This is a genomic window from Streptomyces sp. NPDC002784, from assembly GCF_053592135.1.
Genome location: NZ_JBSFVD010000001.1, coordinates 947,567 through 969,047, shown reverse-complemented (window position 1 = coordinate 969,047; position 21,481 = coordinate 947,567). Strand labels below are relative to the sequence as shown.

The following is a 21,481-nucleotide window of genomic DNA, read 5'->3' as shown; positions in this document are numbered from 1 at the left end:
AACGATGGCGGACGCCAAGGTCATTCCGTTCGACGACGACCGGTCCCGCGCGGGCGCCGTACAGCGGCCGGCGCGGCGCCGGAGCGTGGGGAACCGGCGCAAGAGCGCGGAGCCCGCGCTGGTCCGCGAGGTCCGTGAGGTCCCTGGGGCCCAGCCCCTGCCCGACCCGGCGGCCGCGCAGGATGATGGCCCGGTGACTGAAGAGAAGCGGGAGCCGCAGGACGGCGGCCTGGAGCGGCGCATCGCCGGCGGACTGTCCTTTCTGCGCCGCCGCCTCACCGGGGACTACGAGGTCGACGACTTCGGCTACGACGAGGAACTGACCGACCAGGTCCTGATGTCGCTGCTGCGCCCGGTGTACGAGAAGTACTTCCGGGTCGAGGTGAAGGGCGTGGAGAACATCCCGTCCGAGGGCGGCGCCCTGATCGTCGCCAACCACTCCGGCACCCTGCCGCTGGACGGCCTGATGATGCAGGTCGCCGTCCACGACAACCACCCCGCCGGGCGTCATCTGCGGCTGCTCGCCGCGGACCTGGTCTTCATGCTGCCGGTGGTCAACGAACTCGCCCGCAAGCTCGGCCACACCCTGGCCTGCGCGGAGGACGCCGAACGCCTCCTCGGCCAGGGCGAACTGGTCGGCGTGATGCCGGAGGGCTTCAAGGGCATCGGCAAGCCCTTCAGCGAGCGCTACAAGCTCCAGCGCTTCGGCCGCGGCGGCTTCGTCTCCACGGCGCTGCGCCAGGGCGCCCCGATCATCCCGTGCTCGATCGTGGGCGCGGAGGAGATCTACCCGATGATCGGCAACGCCAAGACGCTGGCCCGGGTCCTCGGATTCCCGTACTTCCCGCTGACGCCGACCTTCCCGTGGCTCGGCCCGCTCGGCGCGATCCCGCTGCCGACGAAGTGGACGATCCAGTTCGGCGAGCCCATCCTCACGGACGGCTACCCGCTGGAGGCGGCGGAGGACCCGATGCTGATGTTCAACCTGACGGACCAGGTCAGGGAACAGATCCAGCACACCCTGTACAAGCTGCTGGTGCAGCGCAGGTCGGTCTTCTTCTGAGCCCTGCCGCACCCGGGCGGACCGAAGAAACGTTTATACGGCAACGGGGGCGCCCTTCCCGAGAAGGGCGCCCCCGATCCGCGTACCGGCTAGTCCGCGTCCTCGGCCTCGATGCCGAACCCGGGGAGCAGGCCCGGGAGGAGCGGCGGGAGTGTCACATCCGGCTCCGGGACCGGCGGGGTGCTGGTCGACGGAGTCGTACTGCCCGTGCTGTCCTTCGGCGGGTCGAGCAGGCCGCCGGTGCTGCCGCCGAGCAGGCCGTCGTCCTCGGCGCCGGAGCTCGCGGACCTGCTGGGGCCGCCGCTGCTGGACTGGCGGTCGTCGGAGGCGCTGTTGCCGCTGCTGGGGGCCGCCGAGCGGTCCGTGCCGGACGAGCCGGTGGAGGCCGCGCCGGAACCGCCCTGCCGGGGGCCGGAGCCGCCGCCCTTGGCGGGGGGCTCGGGCAGCAGGGTCTGCAGCGGGGCCACTTCTTCGTCTATGGCGTCGAAGACCGACGACACCCGCTCACCGACGTCGCCGAGCTGGACGGGGAGCCGGTCGCGCAGAGCGCCCCAGGTGTCGCGGTGCGAGCGGGAGAAGGCGGACAGCGCCTGCATGGGGCCGAGCGAGTCCGGATCGGCCGCGTACGCCGCGGAGAGCAGCCGGTGGCCCTCGGAGGCGTCGTGGTGCATCCCGGACAGGGCGCGGCGGATCTCGCCGAGGGACTCGTGGTCGAGGTGGCCGCCGCGGTCGCGCTCCATCAGCCGGCGCGCTTCGCTGAGCCGGGTGGAGGCCTGGTCGAGGAAGACCTGGCCGCGCTCGCCGTCGGTGTCGGTGAGACCGCGCTTGAAGTCCTCGATGCCGCGCTTGAGGCCGTAGAGCGAGTCACCGGGCAGGGCGTCACCGCTGGCGGCGGCGACACCGCCGAAGGCGCCGGCGGCGACTCCGACGCTGAGACCGCCCGCGGCCAGGCCCTTGGTGAGCCGGGACCGCGGTCGCAGTTTGCCGAGCGGGGTCGCCCGGTGTGCGCCCCGGGCCCGATGGGAGCGCTGTTCGGGTACCGCGGAATCCATCCCGCCGCCCGCGCCCTCCAGCAGCATGGCCTCCATCGCGGCCACGAGCTGGGCCCGCTGCACGACCTTGACCTCCGGATCCATCTCCGGCTTGGGCAGTTCGCCGAGACCCGAGGCGAGGGCCAACAGGCGGCCCTGCTCGGTCTGTTCCGCAGCAGCCGGGGCCGGGGCCGGTCCTTCGGACTGCTCGGCCGCCGTGCCCCGGTCGGACTGCTCCTCCAGGGCCAGGGCGAAGGCGTTCGCCCGCCGGTGCGCCGATACGTTCGCGATCACTGGCGGCACCTCCTCTCGTCATGACGGTCGACTCCCCAGGGGGTCCTGAGGGTTGCACCACCTGACCACATCCACACGATCGGGTGATCGGTGGTGGCCGGGTGGTGACCACAGGGAGCCTGCATCCCGCACAACGAGCGTCGCGGCACTTGGGTTACGGACGGCGGATGATCGGATCGGGAAGTCAACGCACTATTACCGAAAGCGACTTGGTCATTACCGACCGTATGCGGTCAGCGGGCGTCGTCCGGCAGGAGCCGGGCGAGGGTGCGTACGGCGCGGTACTGGAGGGTCTTGATGGCCCCTTCGTTCTTGCCCATGACGCGGGCGGTCTCGGCGACGGAGAGGCCCTGGAGGAAGCGGAGCGTGACGCACTCCTGCTGCTGCGGATTGAGCCGCCGGACGGCGTCCAGCAGGGCCGCGTTGGACAGCGACTCCAGCACCGAGTCCTCGGGGGAGCGCTCGACCTCGTTGGCGTCGAGCATCTCGCCGGTGGTGACCTCCAGCCGGAAGCGGCTGGACTTGAAGTGGTCGGCGACGAGATTGCGGGCGATGGTGACGAGCCAGGCGCCGAAGTCACGCCCTTGCCAGGTGAAGGTGCCGATCCGCCGCAGGGCGCGCAGAAAGGTCTCGCTCGTGAGGTCCTCGGCCGTGGCCTTTCCGCCCACGCGGTAATAGATGTACCGGTAGACCGTGTCGCTGTACTGGTCGTAGAGACGCCCGAAGGCGTCGGCCTCGCCGGCCTGTGCGCGTTCGACGAGATCCATCATGCGGGCGCTGTCGCTGTCAGCGGCCGGACGCCGGGCGGTCGTGGCACCGGTCGAACGCCCCCGTCTGCCGACGGCGGCGCCGCCGTCGGCGAGCGCGTAGCACGGCCCGACGGGGGCGGCGGCTACGGCAAGGGTGGGGACGGCGTACGCGGTGGGGACGAAGCCGCGCAACAGGTCTTGGACCGTTGCGCGCAGCGTAGCCAGGCCCGAGGCGTCAACCCCGACGTGTGGGTACACGGGACTCCCAGAGGCAGAGCTTCCATCACGTGCAGTACGGGACCGTTCACCCGTCGTAGCGACGGAGGGGTACCGGAATGCGTCTGAGGAGAATAACGCTTCGTACAGGCGCTGCTACACCCAGTTGCTCAAATCATCGATTACGTCGCTTCTGTAACCGAATGAGGCTCGATCAAGTGCCGCACTGTGATCGTTTGTTGATCAGGTGTGGGCGTATTCCGGTCGGGGCCGGGGCGTGTTGTGGCCGTGTGCAGCCAAGGGGGCTGGACAGCGGGTCGAGGGGGTACGGACTTGCGATTGGCCGGGTTCCGTCGGCGCGGAGGGCTGGTGATCAGAGGTGGGCGCGGGTGGGCGCGGTCCGGTCGGCCGGAGACGCGGGCGCGGGCCGGTTCAGCGGCGGCGGCGCGAGATGGCGATCGCCGCGGCCGTGCCGCCGGCCACCGCGCCGACTCCGGCCGCCGCGGGGATGCCGACCTTGGCGGCCTTGCGGCCCGTCCGGTAGTCGCGCAGGCGCCAGTCCAGTTCGCGGGCGTGCTTGCGGAGCTTGGAGTCCGGGTTGATCGCGTAGGGGTGGCCCACCAGGGACAGCATCGGGATGTCGTTGTGGCTGTCGCTGTAGGCGGCGCAGCGGGTCAGGTCCAGGCCCTCCGCCGTCGCCAGCGCCCGGACCGCCTCCGCCTTCGCCGGGCCGTGCAGGGGTTCCCCGACCAGCTTGCCCGTGTAGACGCCGTCCACCGATTCCGCCACCGTGCCGAGGGCGCCGGTGAGGCCCAGCCGGCGCGCGATCACCTGCGCGATCTCCACCGGTGCCGCCGTCACCAGCCACACCTTCTGGCCCGCGTCCAGATGGGCCTGCGCCAGCGCCCGCGTCCCGGGCCAGATCCGCTCGGCCATGTACTCGTCGTAGATCTCCTCGCCGATCGACATCAGCTCCGAGACCCGGTGGCCCTTGACGATCGACAGCGCCGAGTCCCGCGCCTCCTGCATGTGCTCGGGATCCTCGACCCCGGCCAGCCGGAACCACGCCTGCTGCCAGGCGAAGCGGGCCAGGTCACGGGTCTCGAAGAACTTCCGTTTGTGCAGGCCACGGCCGAAGTGGAACAGCGCGGCGCCCTGCATCACGGTGTTGTCCAGGTCGAAGAACGCCGCCGCCCGGTCGTCCCCGAGCACCGGGAACTGCGGTTCGTCCTCCGGGGGGACCGACTTGCGCGCGGCCTCCGCCGAGGCCTCGCCTGCCAACACGCTCCGCGCCGTGGCGGAGCGCCTACGGGGAGTGAGCCATCCGAGAGCGGCCATGGCGTGAGCATAGCCATTTTGTTCGGTGGTTCCGGAGTCGAGAGGTTGGGAGGCTGTGAACTCTCCGCGACCGTGCCGTTAAAGAAGTCGTCGCCGCGGCGGTCCCTGTCCGCGGGCTCCCGGGCGGTGTCCGCGGCTGTCCCGGCCGCCTTGCCGCGGGCGAGAATGGCTGACATGAGTCCACTCTTCCGCCGCAAGGGCCGGGCGCCCCAGGACCGGCTCGTCACTCTCGTCCGCAAGCCGGGCTGTCATCTGTGTGATGACGCACAGATCGTCATCGAGAAGGTCTGCGGTGATCTCGGGGTCCGCTGGGAGCAGAAGGACATCACCCAGGACCCCCAACTCCACGACCGGTACTGGGAACAGATCCCCGTCGTGCTCGTCGACGGGGAGCAGCACACGTTCTGGCGGGTGAACGAGGAGCGGCTCCGCAAGGCACTGACCGAGTAGTCCAACTCCTCCGGCCGGTCGCTTAGGATCGATGGAGAGTTGGTCTTGGGGGCGAGATTGATGAGGGAAGTGTGCGGTTTTGCCTCCGAGACAGACGCGCGTGACCCCGGTCACGTTGGCCGGGCAAATCGGACACCATCTTTGTGCACGCGTTCACAAAGACATAGCCTGCATTCGACGGGGCGGTCTGGGGACGCATGACCGCCTACAGCCCCGCTCTACCCGCAGGAGCACCGTGGCAACTGGCCGAACTCACCGACCGGCGACCCGTAGCCGAGGGATTCCCGAGGCCACCGTCGCCCGGCTTCCGCTGTACCTCCGTGCGCTGACCGGACTCTCGGAGCGCTCGGTACCCACGGTTTCCTCCGAGGAACTCGCGGCCGCGGCGGGGGTCAACTCCGCGAAGCTGCGCAAGGACTTCTCGTACCTGGGCTCCTACGGGACGCGTGGCGTGGGTTACGACGTCGAGTATCTCGTGTACCAGATCTCCCGCGAACTGGGGCTGACCCAGGACTGGCCGGTTGTGATCGTCGGTATCGGAAACCTCGGCGCCGCGCTCGCCAACTACGGCGGCTTCGCCTCGCGCGGCTTCCGGGTGGCGGCGCTGATCGACGCCGATCCCGCGATGGCCGGCAAGCCCGTCGCCGGGATCCCGGTGCAGCACACCGACGAGCTCGAGAAGATCATCGACGACAACGGCGTGTCCATCGGTGTCATCGCCACTCCGGCCGGAGCCGCCCAGCAGGTGTGCGACCGGCTGGTCGCCGCCGGGGTCACCTCCATCCTGAACTTCGCGCCGACCGTGCTGAACGTCCCCGAGGGCGTCGACGTGCGCAAGGTCGACCTCTCCATCGAGCTGCAGATCCTCGCCTTCCACGAGCAGCGCAAGGCCGGCGAGGAAGCCGCGGCGGCCGACGGCGCCGGTCGGGTGCCCGCCGTCCGCGCCGAGTCCGGCGACAAGGGACCCGACGGGGACGTACCCGCCGTGATGCCGGCATGAGCCTTCTCGTCGTAGGACTGAGCCACCGCAGCGCCCCGGTCAGCGTGCTGGAGCGGGCCGCGCTGAGCGCGGACGCCCAGGTCAAGCTGGTCCAGGACACGGTCGCCGCCGAGCCGGCCACCGAGGCCGCGGTGCTCGCCACCTGCAACCGGATCGAGCTGTACGCCGACGTGGACAAGTTCCACGCCGGTGTCGCCGAGCTGTCCACGCTGCTCGCCCAGCACAGCGGGGTGGGGCTGGACGAGCTCACGCCCTATCTCTACGTGCACTACGAGGACCGGGCCGTCCACCATCTGTTCTCGGTGGCCTGCGGGCTGGACTCCATGGTCGTCGGCGAGGGGCAGATCCTCGGGCAGATCAAGGACTCGCTGGCCCGGGCGCAGGACCTGCACACCGCGGGGCGCCTGCTCAACGACCTGTTCCAGCAGGCCCTGCGGGTCGGCAAGCGCGCGCACTCCGAGACCGGCATCGACCGCGCCGGGCAGTCCCTGGTCACCTTCGGGCTGGAGCAGCTCTCCGGCGGTACGGCCGTGCGGGACTGGGCGCGCGGGAAGAAGGCGCTGGTCATCGGCGCCGGGTCGATGTCCTCGCTGGCCGCGGCGACGCTGGCGCGGGCCGGGGTCGCGGAGATCGTGATCGCGAACCGTACGGCCGACCGGGCCGAGCGGCTCGTCGAGATCCTGAACGAGGGCGCGGCGGGGCCGGCGCGCGCGGTGCCGATGGACGCGGTGCCCGATGAACTGACACGTGCCGATGTCGCGGTGTCCTGCACCGGGGCGACGGGTCTCGTGCTGGCCGCGGAGACCATCGCCGGGGCGCTGACGGGCCGGGTGCCCCTCGCGCAGCCGGGCGCCGGCGAGGCGCCGGTCTCCGTCCCGGCGGTACGGCAGCCCGCGGGCTCCGCGTCCGTCGCGGCTCTCACGGCCGAGGAGAACTGCCCGCTCGACCTGCCCGCCGTCCGGGCCACCGCCGGCTTCTCCGTGCTCGGGGAGGCCGCCGTGGCCGGGATGGGGGCCGCCGAGCTGGAGCAGCACGCCGCCTGGGTGGACAACGCCCCGCGCCCGCAGACCACCCCCGACGAGGCCGAGGCCATCGCCGCGCTCGCGGCCGCCGCGGCCACCGCCGGACGGATCCCCGAGCGCCGCAGGCCCGAGTCGGTGGTCGAGTCCGCGCGGCCCGAACCCGTGCTGTACCTGCTCGATCTCGCGATGCCGCGGGACATCGACGCGGCCGTGCACCGGCTGGCCGGGGTGCGGCTGGTGGACATCGAGTCGCTCGCCGACGCCTCGGCGGACGCTCCGATGGCGGCCGACGTCGACCAGGTGCGCCGTATCGTCTCCGACGAGGTCGCCGCCTTCGGGGCGGCGCTGCGGGCCGCGCACATCACGCCGACCGTGGTCGCGCTGCGCACCATGGCCGCGGATGTCGTCGCCGGGGAGATCGCCCGGCTGGAGGGGCGGCTGCCGGGTCTCGACGACAAGCACCGCAGCGAGATCACCCAGACCGTGAAGCGCGTCGTGGACAAGCTCCTGCACGCGCCGACCGTACGGGTCAAGCAGCTCGCGGCCGAACCCGGCGGCGCCGGGTACGCGGACGCACTGCGGACCCTGTTCGACCTCGACCCCGAGACGGTGGCCGCCGTCTCCCGGGCCGAGGACAGCACCGAGAAGGACCGAGGGCCGGCATGAAAGACAAGGCACTGAGGCTCGGGACCCGGCGCAGCAAGCTCGCCATGGCCCAGTCCGGGCAGGTGGCGGACGCCGTGAGCCGGGTGACGGGAAGGCCCGTGGAGCTCGTCGAGATCACCACGTACGGCGATGTGTCGCGGGAGAACCTCGCGCAGATCGGCGGCACGGGCGTGTTCGTCACCGCGCTGCGGGACGCGCTGCTGCGCGGTGAGGTCGACTTCGCGGTGCACTCCCTGAAGGACCTGCCCACCGGGCAGCCCGAGGACCTGGCGCTGGCCGCGATCCCGGAGCGCGAGGACCCGCGGGACGTGATCGTCGCCCGGGACGCGCTGAAGTTCACCGACCTGCCGCGCGGGGCGCGCATCGGTACGGGTTCGCCGCGCCGCATGGCGCAGCTGAACGCGTACGCGCGCAGTCACGGGCTGGACATCGAGACGGTGCCGATCCGCGGCAACGTCGACACGCGGATCGGGTTCGTGCGGGACGGCGCGCTGGATGCCGTCGTGCTCGCCGCCGCCGGACTGAACCGCATCGGGCGCATCGACGAGGTGACCGACTTCCTCTCGGTCGACACGGTTTTGCCCGCCCCCGGCCAGGGGGCCCTGGCGATCGAGTGCTCCGCGGACAACGCGGACCTGATCGCCGCGCTCGGCGAGCTCGACGACCCGTTCACGCGGGTCGCCGTGACGGCCGAGCGGTCCCTGCTCGCCGCCCTGGAGGCCGGCTGCTCCGCCCCTGTGGGCGCGCTGGCCGACCTTCCCCCACTCTCGGCTCCGCTCGAGCGGGGGGACCCCCAGGCCGCCAGGCAGATTGTCAAGGAAATGCGCCTGCGGGGCGTCGTCGGCACGACCGACGGCTCTCGTACGGTGCAGCTGTCCACCACCGGTCCCGTGCCCGAGACGCACGACCATGCGCTGGCACTCGGTCGCGAACTCGCGGCCGAGATGCTCGCCCAGGGCGCGGCCGGTCTGATGGGGGAGCGAGCACAGTGAGCCCCACCGCCCTTTCCGCCGGCCTGGAACACGGTCACGTCACCTTCCTCGGTGCCGGACCCGGGGATCCGGGGCTGCTGACTCTGCGCGCCGTCGAGGCGCTGGCGAACGCGGACGTCCTCGTCGCCGAGCACGACGTGCTCGACGTCGTCCGGGTGCACGCCAGGCCGGGCGTGTCCGTCGTGAACACGGATCCCTCGTCGGACCCTGTTCCGGGCACAGGCACGCCTCAGCTCGCGGTCGTTGACGGTACGTCAAAAACCGCTGGTGCACCCGCTGTGCGGGATGCCGCACATCTTGTCATGGAGGCCGCGCGGGGCGGCAGGCGGGTCGTGCGTGCGGTGTCCGGGGACCCCGGGCTCGACGCCTACGCCGCCGAGGAGATGCTGGCGTGCGCCGCGGCCGGGGTGCCCTTCGAGGTCGTCCCCGGTGTCGCGGCCGCGGTCGGTGTGCCCGCGTACGCCGGTGTGCCGCTGCGCGACGCACAGGGCGCGGACGTGCGGTTCGTGGACGCGCGCACCGCGTCCGACCGGTGCTGGACGGAGGTGGGTGCCTCCGACGGCACGGTGGTCGTCTCGACGACCCTCGACTCCGTCGCCGCGGCCGCCGGTGAGCTGGTGGCGGCCGGGCGCAAGCCCGATACGCCGATGACGGTCACGGTCGCCGGCACGACCACGCGTCAGCGGACCTGGACCGCCACGCTCGGCACCATCGCGCAGACGCTGAAGCAGGCCAAGGTGCTGCCCTCGCCGGAGGGCGGGCGGCAGGTCATAGCCGTGGTCGGTGAGCGTTCCGCAGCCGCCCAGCGCGACCAGCTGTCGTGGTTCGAGTCCAAGCCGCTCTTCGGCTGGCGAGTGCTCGTGCCGCGCACCAAGGAGCAGGCGGCCTCGCTCTCCGACCAGCTTCGGTCCTACGGGGCCGTGCCGCACGAGGTGCCGACCATCGCCGTCGAGCCGCCGCGCACGCCCCAGCAGATGGAGCGCGCGGTCAAGGGGCTGGTGACCGGGCGGTACGAGTGGATCGCCTTCACCTCGGTGAACGCGGTCAAGGCCGTGCGGGAGAAGTTCGAGGAGTACGGGCTCGACGCGCGGGCCTTCGCCGGGATCAAGGTCGCGGCGGTGGGGGAGCAGACGGCCAAGGCGCTGATCGCCTTCGGCGTGAAGCCGGATCTGGTGCCGTCCGGGGAGCAGTCGGCCGCGGGCCTGCTGGAGGACTGGCCGCCGTACGACCCGGTCTTCGACCCGATCGACCGGGTGTTCCTGCCGCGGGCCGACATCGCCACCGAGACGCTGGTCGCCGGGCTGATCGAGCTGGGCTGGGAGGTGGACGACGTCACGGCCTACCGGACCGTGCGGGCGTCGCCGCCGCCGGCGGAGACCCGGGAGGCGATCAAGGGGGGTGGCTTCGACGCCGTTCTCTTCACGTCGTCCTCCACGGTGCGGAACCTGGTCGGCATCGCCGGCAAGCCGCACAACGTGACCGTGATCGCGTGCATCGGTCCCGCCACGGCGAAGACCGCCGAGGAGCACGGGCTGCGGGTGGACGTGATGGCTCCGGAGCCGTCCGTGCACAAGCTGGCCGAGGCGCTGGCGGACTTCGGCGCGCAGCGCCGGGCCGCGGCCGTGGAGGCGGGGGACGCGGTGACCCGGCCGAGCGAGCGGCGGCCGGGGGCGCGGCGGAGGCGTACGACGACCTGAACGTGACGGTCGGCTGGGGCGGCACCGGTTCGGTGCCGCCCCAGTGGCATGTCCGGCTGCCGTTACTGGGTGACGGTGTGGCCGTAGCGCAGCAGGTTGTCCGGGTCGTACGTCTTCTTCGCCGCGCGCAGGCGGGTGAGGACCTCCGGGGTCCAGGCGCGGGCCCGGTCCTCGGCGTCGCCCGGGGTGCCGTGGATGTTGACCATGGTGCGGCCGGTGCCGTACGGGGCCATGGCGCGGTGCAGGGAGGCCGTGGCGCGCTCCAGTGCTTCCGCCGCCGGCGGGGCGGCCAGGACGCCCACCGCTTCGAGGAGGAAGGCGGCGTCCCGGGCGCAGATCGCGTCCTCGGTGCGTGCCGGGCGGGACAGGGCGCCGCCCATGTGGCGCAGGCCGACCGCCAGCAGGGGGTAGTCGGCTGCCTGGGGGCCCGCCTCGTCGAGGAAGGCGCGGATCGCCTCCGGCGGGAGGTCGCGCAGCAGGCTGCACGATTCCCGGGCGGGGAGCGGGTCCTGGGGTTCCATGTAGATACGGTCGAGTGCGGTGTACGGCATCTCCTCGACCAGGTCGACGGCTACCGGGGCGGCTCCGCGGATCGGTGCCAGCAGGGCTTCGCCCTCGGCGGGGTCCGCGGTCCAGGCCACCGCGACGCGGGCCCAGGAGCCGCCGCGCAGGGGCTCGGGGATCTGGGGGATCGGGGGCAGGCGCAGCAGCGTGAACGCGCTGCACATGGTCTCCGGGATGTCCTGGGCCCACTGCGCCCAGGCGGTCATGAGGGCTTCGGCGTGCTGGATCTCGCAGTAGATTCCGCCGCCGAGGAGGGTGCGGAGTTCGAGCAGGCCGCAGGTCATGGAGGTGACGACGCCTACGTTTCCCTTGCCGCCCCTCAGGGACCGGAAGAGTTCCGGTTCGTGGGTGGCGTCCGTCTCGTGCAGGGTGCCGTCCGGGGTGACCACCTGGAAGCTGTGGACCAGGTCGGCGGCGTAGCCGTAGGCGCGGCCCAGGACGGGGAGGCCGCCGCCGAGGGTGTAGCCGATGGCTCCCGCGTCGGTGGCGGAGCCGCTGAGGGCGGCGAGGCCGTGGGGGGCGGCGGCGTCCAGGACGTGTCGCCACTTGGCGCCCGCGGAAATCTTCGCGGTGCGGGTTTCCGGGGTGACCGTCACGTCGGTCATGCGGGTGGTGTTGATGAGCAGGCCGTGGTCGATGGGGAAGTTGGCGCCGTGGCCGGTGGCCTGGACGGCGACGGGGGTGTGGGTGGCCGAGGCCCAGCGGAGGGCGGTGACGATGTCGTGGGGGCTGGTGGCTCCTACGACGACGTCCGGGGTGTGGAGGGCGGCGAGGTTGAAGCCGGTGACTTCGTCGCCGTAGCCGGGGTCGCGGGGGCGCAGGACTGGGCCCTGGATCTCCGAGAGGGCGAAGAGGTCGGGGGTGGGGTGGGGAGCGGTCATGTGGTCCTCCGTCGGGGGCGTACGGAGGGACGACGGCGGTCGGGGGCGGCCGTCGGGGTCCTGGGGCGCGCTTGTTCTTCCAGGATGACTTGTGGGGGTGGGGTGTGCAGGTTGGCGGGGGCGGGGCGGGGGTGTGGGGGGTGCGCTTTGGTGGGGGCTTTTCGGGGTGCGGGTTGGTTGGGCTGAGGTGGGGTGGGTTTCGCTGGGTCCGCGCTGGCGGGGTGCCTCCCCCAGAGGGGGGACCCCCAGCCCACCCGTGCCGCCCCAGCGGCACGACTGCCCGCAGCTAGGCGGGTTGGGGGCGGCGCTGCGTGCGGCTGCGTGGGCGGGGGCGGGGTCGTGGGGGGTGGGTTTGGGGTGGGGGAGGCCGACATTGCGTCGGTATCGGGGGGGTCTGGGCGGGCGTAGCGTAGGTGGTATGACGACGTATGGATCTTTTCCGGGGACTCGGCCCCGGCGGTTGCGGGGTTCCGCTGTCATGCGGCGGATGGTTGCCGAGACCCGGTTGCATCCGGCCGACTTCATCCTTCCGGCCTTCGTGCGGGAAGGGGTCAGTGAGCCGGTGCCGATCGCCGCCATGCCGGGCGTCGTGCAGCACACCCGGGACAGTCTGAAGAAGGCCGCCGCCGAGGCCGTCGCCGCCGGCGTTTCCGGGATCATGCTCTTCGGCGTGCCCGAGGAGAGCAAGAAGGACGCCCTCGGCACCCCCGGGACCGACCCGGACGGCATCCTGCAGGTCGCCCTGCGGGACGTGCGCGCCGAGGTCGGTGACGAGCTGCTCGTGATGTCCGATCTGTGTCTCGACGAGACCACCGACCACGGACACTGCGGGGTGCTCGACGACCAGGGGCGCGTCGACAACGACGCCACCCTGGAGCGGTACGCCGAGATGGCTCAGGTCCAGGCCGACGCCGGCGCCCATGTCGTCGGGCCCAGCGGGATGATGGACGGGCAGATCGGGGTCGTCCGGGACGCTCTGGACCAGATCGGCCGGGAGGACGTCGCCATCCTCGCGTACACCGCCAAGTACGCGTCCGCCTTCTACGGCCCCTTCCGCGAGGCCGTCGGCTCCTCCCTCCAGGGGGACCGCAAGACCTACCAGCAGGACCCCGCCAACGCCCGGGACTCCCTGCGGGAGTTGGCCCTCGATCTGGAGGAGGGGGCCGACATGGTGATGGTCAAGCCCGCCGGGCCCTACCTCGACATCGTCGCGCGCGTCGCGGACGCCGTGGACGTGCCGGTCGCCGCCTACCAGATCTCCGGCGAGTACTCCATGGTCGAGGCCGCCGCCGAGAAGGGCTGGATCGACCGGGACCGGGCCATTCTGGAGACGCTCACCGGGATCAAGCGGGCCGGAGCGCGGAACATCCTCACCTACTGGGCCACCGAGGCGGCCCAGAAGCTCCAGGAGCGCCAGTAGCCCGGCGCGTCCCGGATGCCGGGCGTCCGTATCGCGGAAAGCTGCTTGTAGGCACCACCTAGCTCCTTACAGTGCGGGAAGCAGCCGTATCGCCAACGAGGAGCCGCCCCGTGACCGTCGTCGAGCCCGCGCCGTTCCGTTCCGCGCCCGTTCCGCCGCTCGCCGCTCGCGCCCGCTCGGTCGGAGGGTCGCCGGTGCGCGACATCCTGGCCGTCACCGCGCGGCCCGAGGTGATCAACTTCGCCGGCGGGCTGCCGGCGCCGGAGCTGTTCGACGCGGCGGGGATCGCGGCGGCCTTCGGGGCGGTGCTGGCCGAAGTGCCCGCGCGGGCGCTCCAGTACGCCCCCACCGAGGGCGAGCCGGAGCTGCGGGCCGCGCTCGCCGCGCGGACGTCCGCGCGGGGGCTCGCCACCGACGCCGACGACCTCCTCGTCACCACCGGCTCGCAGCAGGCGCTGTCCCTGCTCGCCACCGCGCTGCTGGAGCCCGGGGACGCCGTGCTGGTCGAAAGCCCCTGCTATCTGGCGGCACTTCAGGCCTTCGGTCTCACCGGGGCGCGGCTCGTGGCGGTGCCGGGCGACGGGGACGGCGTCGACCCGGCCGCGCTGGAGGAACTGGTCGTCCGGGAGCGCCCCAAGCTGCTCTACACCGTCCCCACCTTCCAGAACCCGACCGGCCGCACCATGCCCGCCGCCCGCCGGGCCGCCGTCGCCGCGGTGGCCGCCCGGCACGGGCTGTGGATCGTGGAGGACGACCCGTACGGCGAACTGCGCTTCGAGGGCGAGCGCGTGCCGTGGATCGCGGCCCACCCGGGCGCCGAGGACCGTACCGTCCTGCTCGGTTCCTTCTCCAAGGTCATGGCACCCGGACTGCGCCTGGGCTGGCTGCGCGCGCCGGCCGGCCTGCGCCGCGCCTGCACGGTCGCCAAGCAGGCCGCCGACCTGCACACCCCGACCGTCAACCAGCTCGCCGCCGCACGTTACTTGGCCGACCGGGACCTCGACGCCCACGTGGCCCGCGTCGCGCGCGTCTACGGCGAGCGGCGCGACGCCCTGCTCGCGGGCCTGGCCGACGCCCTCCCGCCCGGCTCGACCTGGCACCGTCCCGAGGGCGGCATGTTCCTGTGGGCCCGGCTGCCCGAGTCGTACGACACGGCCGCCCTGCTGCCGAAGGTGGTGCGGCAGGACGTCGCGTACGTCCCCGGCGCCCCCTTCTACGCCGGCGAGCCCGACCCCTCGACCCTGCGCCTGTGCTTCGTGACGGAGACCCCGGAGCAGATCGCGGAGGGGCTGCGGCGGTTGGGCCGAGGGCTGCGGGACTAGGACCGAAGTCCCGGCGCTGTTGCGGCTGAGGTCCGCCGACGGGGGCGGGGGTGGCTGCCTAGGGTGAAGGCATGTCCGACACAGTGGAGTTCGACCTCGACGCGTATCTCGGCCGCATCGGATGGGACGGGGAGCGCAGGGCCGACCTGGCCACGCTGCGGGGGGTGCATCTGGCGCACTCCCGGTCCGTTCCGTTCGAGAACCTGGACCCGGTCAGCGGCAGGGCGCCCTCGCTGGAACTCGGCGACCTCATGGCCAAGTTGATCCACGGGCGCCGCGGCGGCTACTGCTACGAGCACAACACCCTCTTCCGGCACGCCACGGAGGCCCTCGGCTTCCGGGTGACCACGCTGGCGGCCCGGGTCGTCCTCGGCGCGGACCGGCCCGAGAGCCGGCCCCGCACCCACATGACCCTGCTCGTCCACGTCCCCGGCGAACCGGAGCCCTGCCTCGCCGACGTCGGCTACGGAGCCATCGGCGCGCTGCTGGAGCCGGTGCCGCTGAGGACCGGCGCCGAGTTCCGCGGCGCGGGCCGCCGGCACCGGCTCGTGCACGCCCCGCACCACGGGCCGCTGGAGCTGTGGATGCTGGAGTCGCACGACGGGAAGGACTGGGAGCAGCAGTACGCCTTCACCCTGGACCCCTTCGAGGAGCCCGACTACGAGGTGTTCAACTGGCACGTCGGGACCAACCCGCGCTCCCCGTTCACCCGGAGCCGCTACGTCCAGCGCGTCACCGCCGACCGCCATGTCCTGCTGCACGGCAACCTCCTCACCGAGACCCGCGCCGACGGCACGGTCAGCGAACGCGAGGTCGCGGACGAGGACGTCGAGCGGCTGCTGAAGGAGGAGTTCGGGATCGAGGTCTAGCCGGCGCGGGCGGCCACGCACTCCCGGCGGCCGTCGGCGGGCCGGAAGCAGGCCCGGACGGTGGCTCCGGGGGGCGTCGCGGTCATCGGCGTGTAGACGTAGGCGTCCGCGTCGATGCCGTCCTCGATCCGCCTGCCGCGGGTCGCGCCGCCCGCCTCCACCTCCAGCCGGTCCCCGACCCGCGTGCCCCACATCCGGCCCCAACTCGCCCCGCACGCCGCGTTGTAGCGCACCGCCACCCAGGCGCCGGAGGCCGTGCGGTGCTCGGCGAGGGTGGCGGGACCCCTGCCGCAGCCCATGTGCATGGGGTCCTGCCCCTCGCAGCCGGCCCCTCGGCAACGGGGGCCGGTGAGCGTGCTGGTGGGGGCGGCGGACGGTTCGGTGCCGTCGCCCGGCAGCAGGAGCAGGCCCGCCGCGACGACCCCGGCGAGCAGTACGGCGCACCCGGCCACGAGCGGAGCGCGCCGCCGCCGGCCTGCCGCGACGGGCGGCTCCGGCTCCTTCGCCCGGCCGCTCCACTCCGCCTCCGCTATCTCCCACAGCGCCAGATACCGGCCCTCGGGCTCCCGGGCGATCCGGCACAGCTCCTGCACGGCCCGCCGGGGCGGCAGCGTCTTGCCGTTGAGGTACCGCTCCCAGGACGACTTGCTGTACGTCGTCCGGCCCGCCAGCGCCACCATGCTCAGGCCCGTACGCGACCGCAACTCCCGCAGCTCCGCGGCCAGTCGGGCGCCGGTCATCCGCGCAGGGCCTTCCAGGTGTGCGGCCCGATGATGCCGTCCACGACCAGACCCTCCCGCTCCTGGATCCGCTTGACCGCGCCCTGCGTCAACGGGCCGTAGATCCCGTCGATCTCGCCCGCCGGGAACCCCGCCCGGCGCAGCAGGCACTGCGCCTCCGCGACCTCCGGGCCCGCCTGGCCGTACGCCAGGATCGCGTCCCGGGTGCGGCTGTTGCCCGCGTACCAGCGGCCGTCCGCGCTCCGCTCGACCCGGCACTCGTAGGTGCGCTTCGACCGGGACGCCGACGGGGGCCCCGGGTGTGCCGCCGCGCGTTCCTCCCCGGAGCCGCCGTCCGTGAACCGCACGATCAGCACGACCGACGTGGCGATCGCCACCACCAGGGCCACCGCGCCCGCCACGAACGCGACCCGCAGGCGCCGCGGTGGCTCCGGTGCCGCGCGGCGCGCACCCCACGCCTCCGCGGCGACCTCGTGCAGGGCGAGCAGCCTCGTCGGGTCGTCCCCGCCGACGCGGGCCAGCGCCGCCACGGCCTCCCTGGGCGGCAGCGACCGGCCGCCCAGGTACCGCTCCCAGGACTTCGCGCTGTACCCCGTCTTGACGGCCAGTTGCCGCATGCTCAGCCCGCTGTGGTCCTTCAGCCGGCGCAGGCGTACCACCAACTGGCACACCTGAGGGCTCAGTTCGGCGGGCAGCTCTTTCCAACGCGCCATGCCAGAAGGTACGGCCCCCACCGCCCCGCGGTTCCCGCCGCCGTACGGAACCGGCCACCGCCGCCGTCCCGCGCCGCCGTCCCGGCCGACCGCGTCCCCGCAGGTCAGCGCGCGGGACGTCCCGGGAGGCCGTCACTTGCCCGGTGGCTGTGGCGGGCAGCCGGTCCAGCCCAGCAGTCTCGATGGCACCGCACCACCGACCCACCGAAGGGGGAACACCATGGGAGCCATGACGAGGACCCTCGTCAGTCTGACCGCCGCCGCCGGGATCGCCGCGGGGGGCCTGGCCGCCACGGGCACCGCCCACGCGGCGTCCGCACCGGCCGCCCGGCCGGCCGTGAGCGCCGAGGCCGTCGCACCGCTCGCGGTCAACAACCTCGGCCTGAACACCACCCAGGCCAAGAACTGGCAGTGCTGGCTGCGCGACACGGGCTACCACCCGGGCACGATCGACGGGCAGCTGGGCACCAACAGCTGGAAGGCGGCCCAGCGGAAGTTCAACGACCTGGGCCTGGGCGCCGGTGCCGTCGACGGAGTCGTCGGAACCAACACCGTCAAGGCGCTCCAGCGCTACCTGAACATCTTCGACTACGGCCTCACCGTCGACGGCGTCGCCGGAGCGAAGACGAGGGCCGCCTTCGCCGACTTCAACTCCATCGGCTGCTGAGCGGCCCCGCACACGCCGCGGCCCGTCCTCCCAGCGGGGGAGAGGACGGGCCGCGGTCCCGCGTGCGCGGCTACAGCCGTGCGGGCGTCCGGATGCCCAGCAGGGCCATGCCCTGGTGGAGCGTCTTCGCCGTCATGTCGCACAGGAACAGCCGGTTCTCCACCAGCTCGGGCGTCTCGGCCTTCAGCACCGGGCACTTGTCGTAGAACGTCGTGTACAGCGACGCCAGCTGGTACAGGTACGCGGCCAGCTTGTGCGGGGCGTACTCCGCCGCCGCCTCGAAGACCGTGTCACCGAAGGCGTCCAGGTGCAGGCCCAGGGCCCGCTCGGCCGGGGCGAGTTCGAGCTCCGGGTGCGCGGCCGGCTCGGTCGCGCCCGCCTTGCGCAGGATCGACTGGATCCGGGCGTACGCGTACTGCAGGTACACGCTCGTCTCGCCGTTCAGCGACACCATCTGGTCCAGGTCGAACTTGTAGTCCCGGTTCGGTGACGTCGACAGGTCCGCGTACTTCACGGCGCCGATGCCGACCTGCGCGGCCCGCTCCTGGATCTCGTCCTCGGTGAGGTCCCGCGCCTTCTCCCGTACGACCTCGGCGGCCCGCTGGGTGGCCTCGTCGAGGAGGTCCTCCAGCTTCACCGTCTCGCCCTCACGGGTCTTGAACGGCTTGCCGTCCGCGCCGAGCACCGTGCCGTAGCCCATGTTGTGCGCGGTGACGTGCTCGCCGAGCCAGCCCGCCCGGCGGGCCGTCTCGAAGACCATCCTGAAGTGCAGCGACTGGCGGACGTCCACCACGTACAGGAGCGTCGTCGCCTTCAGGTCGAAGACCCGGTTGCGGATCGCGGACAGGTCGGAGGCCGCGTAGCCGAAGCCGCCGTCCGCCTTCTGCACGATCAGCGGCACCGGCTGGTCGTCCTTGCCGCGGATCTCGTCGAAGAAGACCACGAGCGCGCCCTCGGAGCGCACGGCGACGCCGGACTCCTCCAGCAGCCGGGCCGTCTCCGGCATCAGGTCGTTGTACGCCGACTCGCCGACGATCTCCTCGTCCCGGACCCGCATGTCCAGCTTCTCGAAGACCGAGTAGAAGTAGACCTTCGACTCGTCCACGAACTGCTGCCACAGCTCCAGGGTCTCCCGGTCGCCGGACTGCAGCGCCACGACCCGCTTGCGCGCCCGCTCCTTGAACTCCTCGTCCGAGTCGAAGAGCGCGCGGGACGCCTTGTACACCCGGTTCAGGTTCGACATGGCCTGCTCGCCGTCGACCTCCGAGGCGGGGGCCAGCACGCCGGGGTGCTCCAGCAGGTACTGGATGAGCATGCCGAACTGGGTGCCCCAGTCGCCGATGTGGTGCCGGCCGATCGTCTTCTCGCCGGTGAAGTCGAGCATGCCGCGCAGGGCGTCGCCGATCACCGCGGACCGCAGGTGGCCGACGTGCATCTCCTTCGCCACGTTCGGCTGGGCGTAGTCGATGACCGTGACGCCGGGGTTCTGCTTCGGCGCCACGCCGAGGCGGTCGGGGTCGGCGTACCGGGCGGCGAGGTTCTCGGTGATCGCCCTGTCGGTGATCGTGATGTTGAGGAAGCCGGGGCCCGAGACCTCGACGTCCTTGATCACGTCGCCGGTGACGATGCTGCCGACGACCCGCGCCGCCAGCTCCCGCGGGTTCGCCTTGGCCTGCTTGGCCAGCGCGAGGACACCGTTCGCCTGGAAGTCGGCCCGGTCACTGCGTCGCAGCAGGGGGTCCGCGGAGGTCTCCGGCAGGGCGGCGGAGAGGGCGGCGGTGAGCTGCTGTTCGACGGAGTCGCTGAGGGACGTGACCGGAGCCATAGGAGTGGGTGCCGTTCTCCTCGTGGGAATCGATGGGCACGGTCAGTATCCCACGGGGGGTAAAGCCGTTTTTCGGCCGCACGCAGGTCTGTGACAATGGAGCCTCACCCGTTCAGAAAGAAGGACGTGCCGATCGTGGCTCAGAGCACCGAGACCACCGACTGGGTCTCCCGTTTCGCGGATGAGGTCATCGAGGAGTCGGAGCGTCGGGCCCCGGGCAAACCGGTCGTCGTCGCGTCCGGGCTCTCCCCCTCCGGGCCCATCCACCTGGGCAACCTCCGTGAGGTCATGACCCCCCACCTCGTCGCGGACGAGATCCGGCGCCGTGGTCACCAGGTCAGGCACCTGATCTCCTGGGACGACTACGACCGCTACCGCAAGGTGCCCAAGGGCATCGCCGGGGTCGACGAGGAGAGCTGGGCCGAGCACATCGGCAAGCCGCTGACCTCGGTACCGGCGCCCAAGGGCTCGCCGTACCCGAACTGGGCCGAGCACTTCAAGGCCGCGATGATCGACTCGCTCGCCGAGCTGGGCGTGGAGTTCGACGGGATCAGCCAGACCGCGCAGTACACCTCCGGGGTGTACCGCGAGCAGATCCTGCACGCCATGAAGCACCGCGGCGACATCGACGCGATCCTCGACCAGTACCGGACCAAGAAGTCCCCGGCGAAGAAGCAGCAGAAGCCTCTCGACGAGGCCGAGCTGGAGGCCGCCGAGGGTTCGGGGGCCGCGGCCGAGGACGACGGCTCCTCCGGCTCGGCGGGGTACTTCCCGTACAAGCCGTACTGCGGCAACTGCGAGAAGGACCTCACCACGGTCACCTCCTACGAGGACGAGACCACCGAGCTGTCGTACACCTGCAACGAGTGCGGCTTCGCGGAGACCGTCCGGCTGAGCGAGTTCAACCGCGGCAAGCTGGTGTGGAAGGTCGACTGGCCCATGCGCTGGGCCTACGAGGGTGTCGTCTTCGAGCCGAGCGGTGTCGACCACTCGTCCCCGGGGTCGTCGTTCCAGGTCGGCGGGCAGATCGTCGGGATCTTCGGCGGCAAGCAGCCCATCGGGCCGATGTATGCCTTCGTCGGCATCTCCGGCATGGCGAAGATGTCCTCCTCGCGCGGCGGCGTGCCCACGCCCGCGGACGCCCTGCAGATCATGGAGCCGCAGCTGCTGCGCTGGCTGTACGCCCGCCGCCGTCCCAACCAGTCCTTCAAGATCGCCTTCGACCAGGAGATCCAGCGGCTGTACGACGAGTGGGACAAGCTCGACGCCAAGGTCGCCGACGGTTCGGCCCTCCCGGCGGACATCGCCGCGCACGCCCGTGCGGTGCGCACGGCCGCCGAGGAGCTGCCCCGGACGGCCCGGCCGATGCCGTACCGGACCCTCGCGTCCGTCGCCGACATCACCGCCGGGCACGCGGACCAGGCGCTGCGGATCCTGTCCGAGCTGGACCCGGCGAACCCGCTCGGGTCGCTGGACGAGGCCCGGCCGCGGTACGACAAGGCCGAGGCGTGGATCAACACGCATGTGCCCGCCGACCAGCGGACCATCGTGCGGTCCGAGCCCGATGCCGAGCTGCTGAAGTCGCTCGACGAGGCGTCCCGGCAGTCGCTGCGGCTGCTGCTCGACGGGCTGGCCTCGCACTGGTCGCTGGACGGGCTGACCCATCTCGTCTACGGCGTGCCCAAGGTGCAGGCCGGCTTCTCGGCCGACGCCACGCCCAAGGAGCTGCCGCCGGAGATCAAGACGGCTCAGCGGACGTTCTTCGCGCTGCTGTACCACCTGCTCGTCGGGCGGGACACCGGGCCCCGGCTGCCCACGCTGCTGCTGGCGGTGGGGCAGGAGCGGGTGCGGGCCCTGCTCGGGGAGTAGGCGGTACGCAGGCGGTACGTACGGGAAAGGGGGCCCTCGGCTTGGTCGAGGGCCCCCTTTCGTGTGCCTGCTGTTCTGTGCCTGCTGTTCTGT

18 protein-coding genes are annotated in these 21,481 nt (G+C 72.2%); 11 read left to right on the top strand and 7 right to left on the bottom strand.

The features are described 5' to 3' along the window. The first annotated feature begins 4 nt into the window (after positions 1-4). Positions 5-1,063, top strand: coding sequence for a lysophospholipid acyltransferase family protein (locus tag ACWD1Z_RS04510; protein ID WP_451115402.1), 1,059 nt, complete (start codon positions 5-7; stop codon positions 1,061-1,063). An 89-nt stretch (positions 1,064-1,152) separates the two neighbouring features. Here ACWD1Z_RS04510 and ACWD1Z_RS04505 read toward each other — a convergent pair whose 3' ends face one another. From ACWD1Z_RS04505 to ACWD1Z_RS04495, 3 genes are all read right to left on the bottom strand, one after another. Beyond that, entirely contained in the window at positions 1,153-2,388 is a 1,236-nt protein-coding gene (locus tag ACWD1Z_RS04505; RefSeq protein ID WP_451115401.1) for a DUF5667 domain-containing protein, read from the bottom strand. Positions 2,389-2,621: 233 nt separating this feature from the next. Next, complete coding sequence (locus ACWD1Z_RS04500; RefSeq protein ID WP_451115399.1) at positions 2,622-3,395, bottom strand: ECF subfamily RNA polymerase sigma factor, BldN family; 774 nt, start codon at positions 3,393-3,395, stop codon at positions 2,622-2,624. Positions 3,396-3,785: 390 nt separating this feature from the next. Continuing rightward, positions 3,786-4,691, bottom strand: coding sequence for an HAD family hydrolase (locus ACWD1Z_RS04495; protein ID WP_451115397.1), 906 nt, complete (start codon positions 4,689-4,691; stop codon positions 3,786-3,788). A 174-nt stretch (positions 4,692-4,865) separates the two neighbouring features. Between ACWD1Z_RS04495 and ACWD1Z_RS04490 the strand changes: the two genes are divergently transcribed. From ACWD1Z_RS04490 to ACWD1Z_RS04470, 5 genes are all read left to right on the top strand, one after another. Further along, positions 4,866-5,141 (top strand): glutaredoxin family protein, encoded by a 276-nt coding sequence (locus ACWD1Z_RS04490; protein ID WP_451115395.1) that lies wholly within the window; start codon positions 4,866-4,868, stop codon positions 5,139-5,141. 235 nt (positions 5,142-5,376) lie between these two features. After that, a complete protein-coding gene (locus ACWD1Z_RS04485; RefSeq protein WP_451115394.1) occupies positions 5,377-6,141 on the top strand; it encodes a redox-sensing transcriptional repressor Rex in 765 nt (254 codons plus the stop codon). Continuing rightward, positions 6,138-7,829, top strand: a complete 1,692-nt coding sequence (locus tag ACWD1Z_RS04480) for a glutamyl-tRNA reductase (RefSeq protein WP_451115392.1) — start codon at positions 6,138-6,140, stop codon at positions 7,827-7,829. The genes ACWD1Z_RS04485 and ACWD1Z_RS04480 overlap by 4 nt, the downstream gene beginning before the upstream one ends. After that, positions 7,826-8,821, top strand: coding sequence for a hydroxymethylbilane synthase (gene hemC / locus ACWD1Z_RS04475; RefSeq protein ID WP_451115390.1), 996 nt, complete (start codon positions 7,826-7,828; stop codon positions 8,819-8,821). The genes ACWD1Z_RS04480 and hemC overlap by 4 nt, the downstream gene beginning before the upstream one ends. Then, on the top strand, positions 8,818-10,518 hold the full coding sequence (locus tag ACWD1Z_RS04470; RefSeq protein WP_451115388.1) for a uroporphyrinogen-III synthase: 1,701 nt from the start codon (positions 8,818-8,820) through the stop codon (positions 10,516-10,518). The genes hemC and ACWD1Z_RS04470 overlap by 4 nt, the downstream gene beginning before the upstream one ends. Positions 10,519-10,580: 62 nt before the next feature. On the opposite strand, the gene ACWD1Z_RS04465 is transcribed toward ACWD1Z_RS04470, so the two are convergent. Beyond that, positions 10,581-11,963: an FAD-binding oxidoreductase gene (locus ACWD1Z_RS04465; protein ID WP_451115386.1), complete on the bottom strand. Its 1,383-nt coding sequence runs from the start codon at positions 11,961-11,963 to the stop codon at positions 10,581-10,583. Between the two features lie 418 nt (positions 11,964-12,381). Between ACWD1Z_RS04465 and hemB the strand changes: the two genes are divergently transcribed. The 3 genes from hemB (at position 12,382) to ACWD1Z_RS04450 (ending at position 15,574) form a co-directional block, all read left to right on the top strand. After that, positions 12,382-13,383, top strand: coding sequence for a porphobilinogen synthase (gene hemB / locus ACWD1Z_RS04460; protein WP_451115384.1), 1,002 nt, complete (start codon positions 12,382-12,384; stop codon positions 13,381-13,383). Positions 13,384-13,493: 110 nt separating this feature from the next. Beyond that, positions 13,494-14,705 (top strand): aminotransferase-like domain-containing protein, encoded by a 1,212-nt coding sequence (locus ACWD1Z_RS04455; RefSeq protein WP_451115383.1) that lies wholly within the window; start codon positions 13,494-13,496, stop codon positions 14,703-14,705. Between the two features lie 71 nt (positions 14,706-14,776). Beyond that, entirely contained in the window at positions 14,777-15,574 is a 798-nt protein-coding gene (locus ACWD1Z_RS04450; protein ID WP_451115381.1) for an arylamine N-acetyltransferase family protein, read from the top strand. On the opposite strand, the gene ACWD1Z_RS04445 is transcribed toward ACWD1Z_RS04450, so the two are convergent. Together ACWD1Z_RS04445 and ACWD1Z_RS04440 are read right to left on the bottom strand one after the other, a co-directional pair. Then, positions 15,571-16,314, bottom strand: coding sequence for a helix-turn-helix domain-containing protein (locus ACWD1Z_RS04445; protein ID WP_451115379.1), 744 nt, complete (start codon positions 16,312-16,314; stop codon positions 15,571-15,573). The genes ACWD1Z_RS04450 and ACWD1Z_RS04445 overlap by 4 nt on opposite strands. Then, the gene (locus ACWD1Z_RS04440; RefSeq protein WP_451115378.1) at positions 16,311-17,027 is read right to left on the bottom strand and encodes a peptidoglycan-binding protein; all 717 of its coding nucleotides are present in this window, start codon (positions 17,025-17,027) and stop codon (positions 16,311-16,313) included. Before ACWD1Z_RS04440 ends, ACWD1Z_RS04445 begins: the two co-directional genes overlap by 4 nt. 229 nt (positions 17,028-17,256) lie before the next feature. Between ACWD1Z_RS04440 and ACWD1Z_RS04435 the strand changes: the two genes are divergently transcribed. Beyond that, positions 17,257-17,694: a peptidoglycan-binding domain-containing protein gene (locus ACWD1Z_RS04435; protein WP_451115376.1), complete on the top strand. Its 438-nt coding sequence runs from the start codon at positions 17,257-17,259 to the stop codon at positions 17,692-17,694. Positions 17,695-17,764: 70 nt separating this feature from the next. Here the strand turns inward: ACWD1Z_RS04435 and argS are convergent, their stop codons facing one another. Then, a complete protein-coding gene (argS, locus tag ACWD1Z_RS04430; RefSeq protein WP_451115374.1) occupies positions 17,765-19,519 on the bottom strand; it encodes an arginine--tRNA ligase in 1,755 nt (584 codons plus the stop codon). A gap of 126 nt (positions 19,520-19,645) precedes the next feature. Between argS and lysS the strand changes: the two genes are divergently transcribed. Beyond that, positions 19,646-21,388 (top strand): lysine--tRNA ligase, encoded by a 1,743-nt coding sequence (gene lysS / locus ACWD1Z_RS04425; protein ID WP_451115372.1) that lies wholly within the window; start codon positions 19,646-19,648, stop codon positions 21,386-21,388. Positions 21,389-21,481 lie beyond the last annotated feature (93 nt).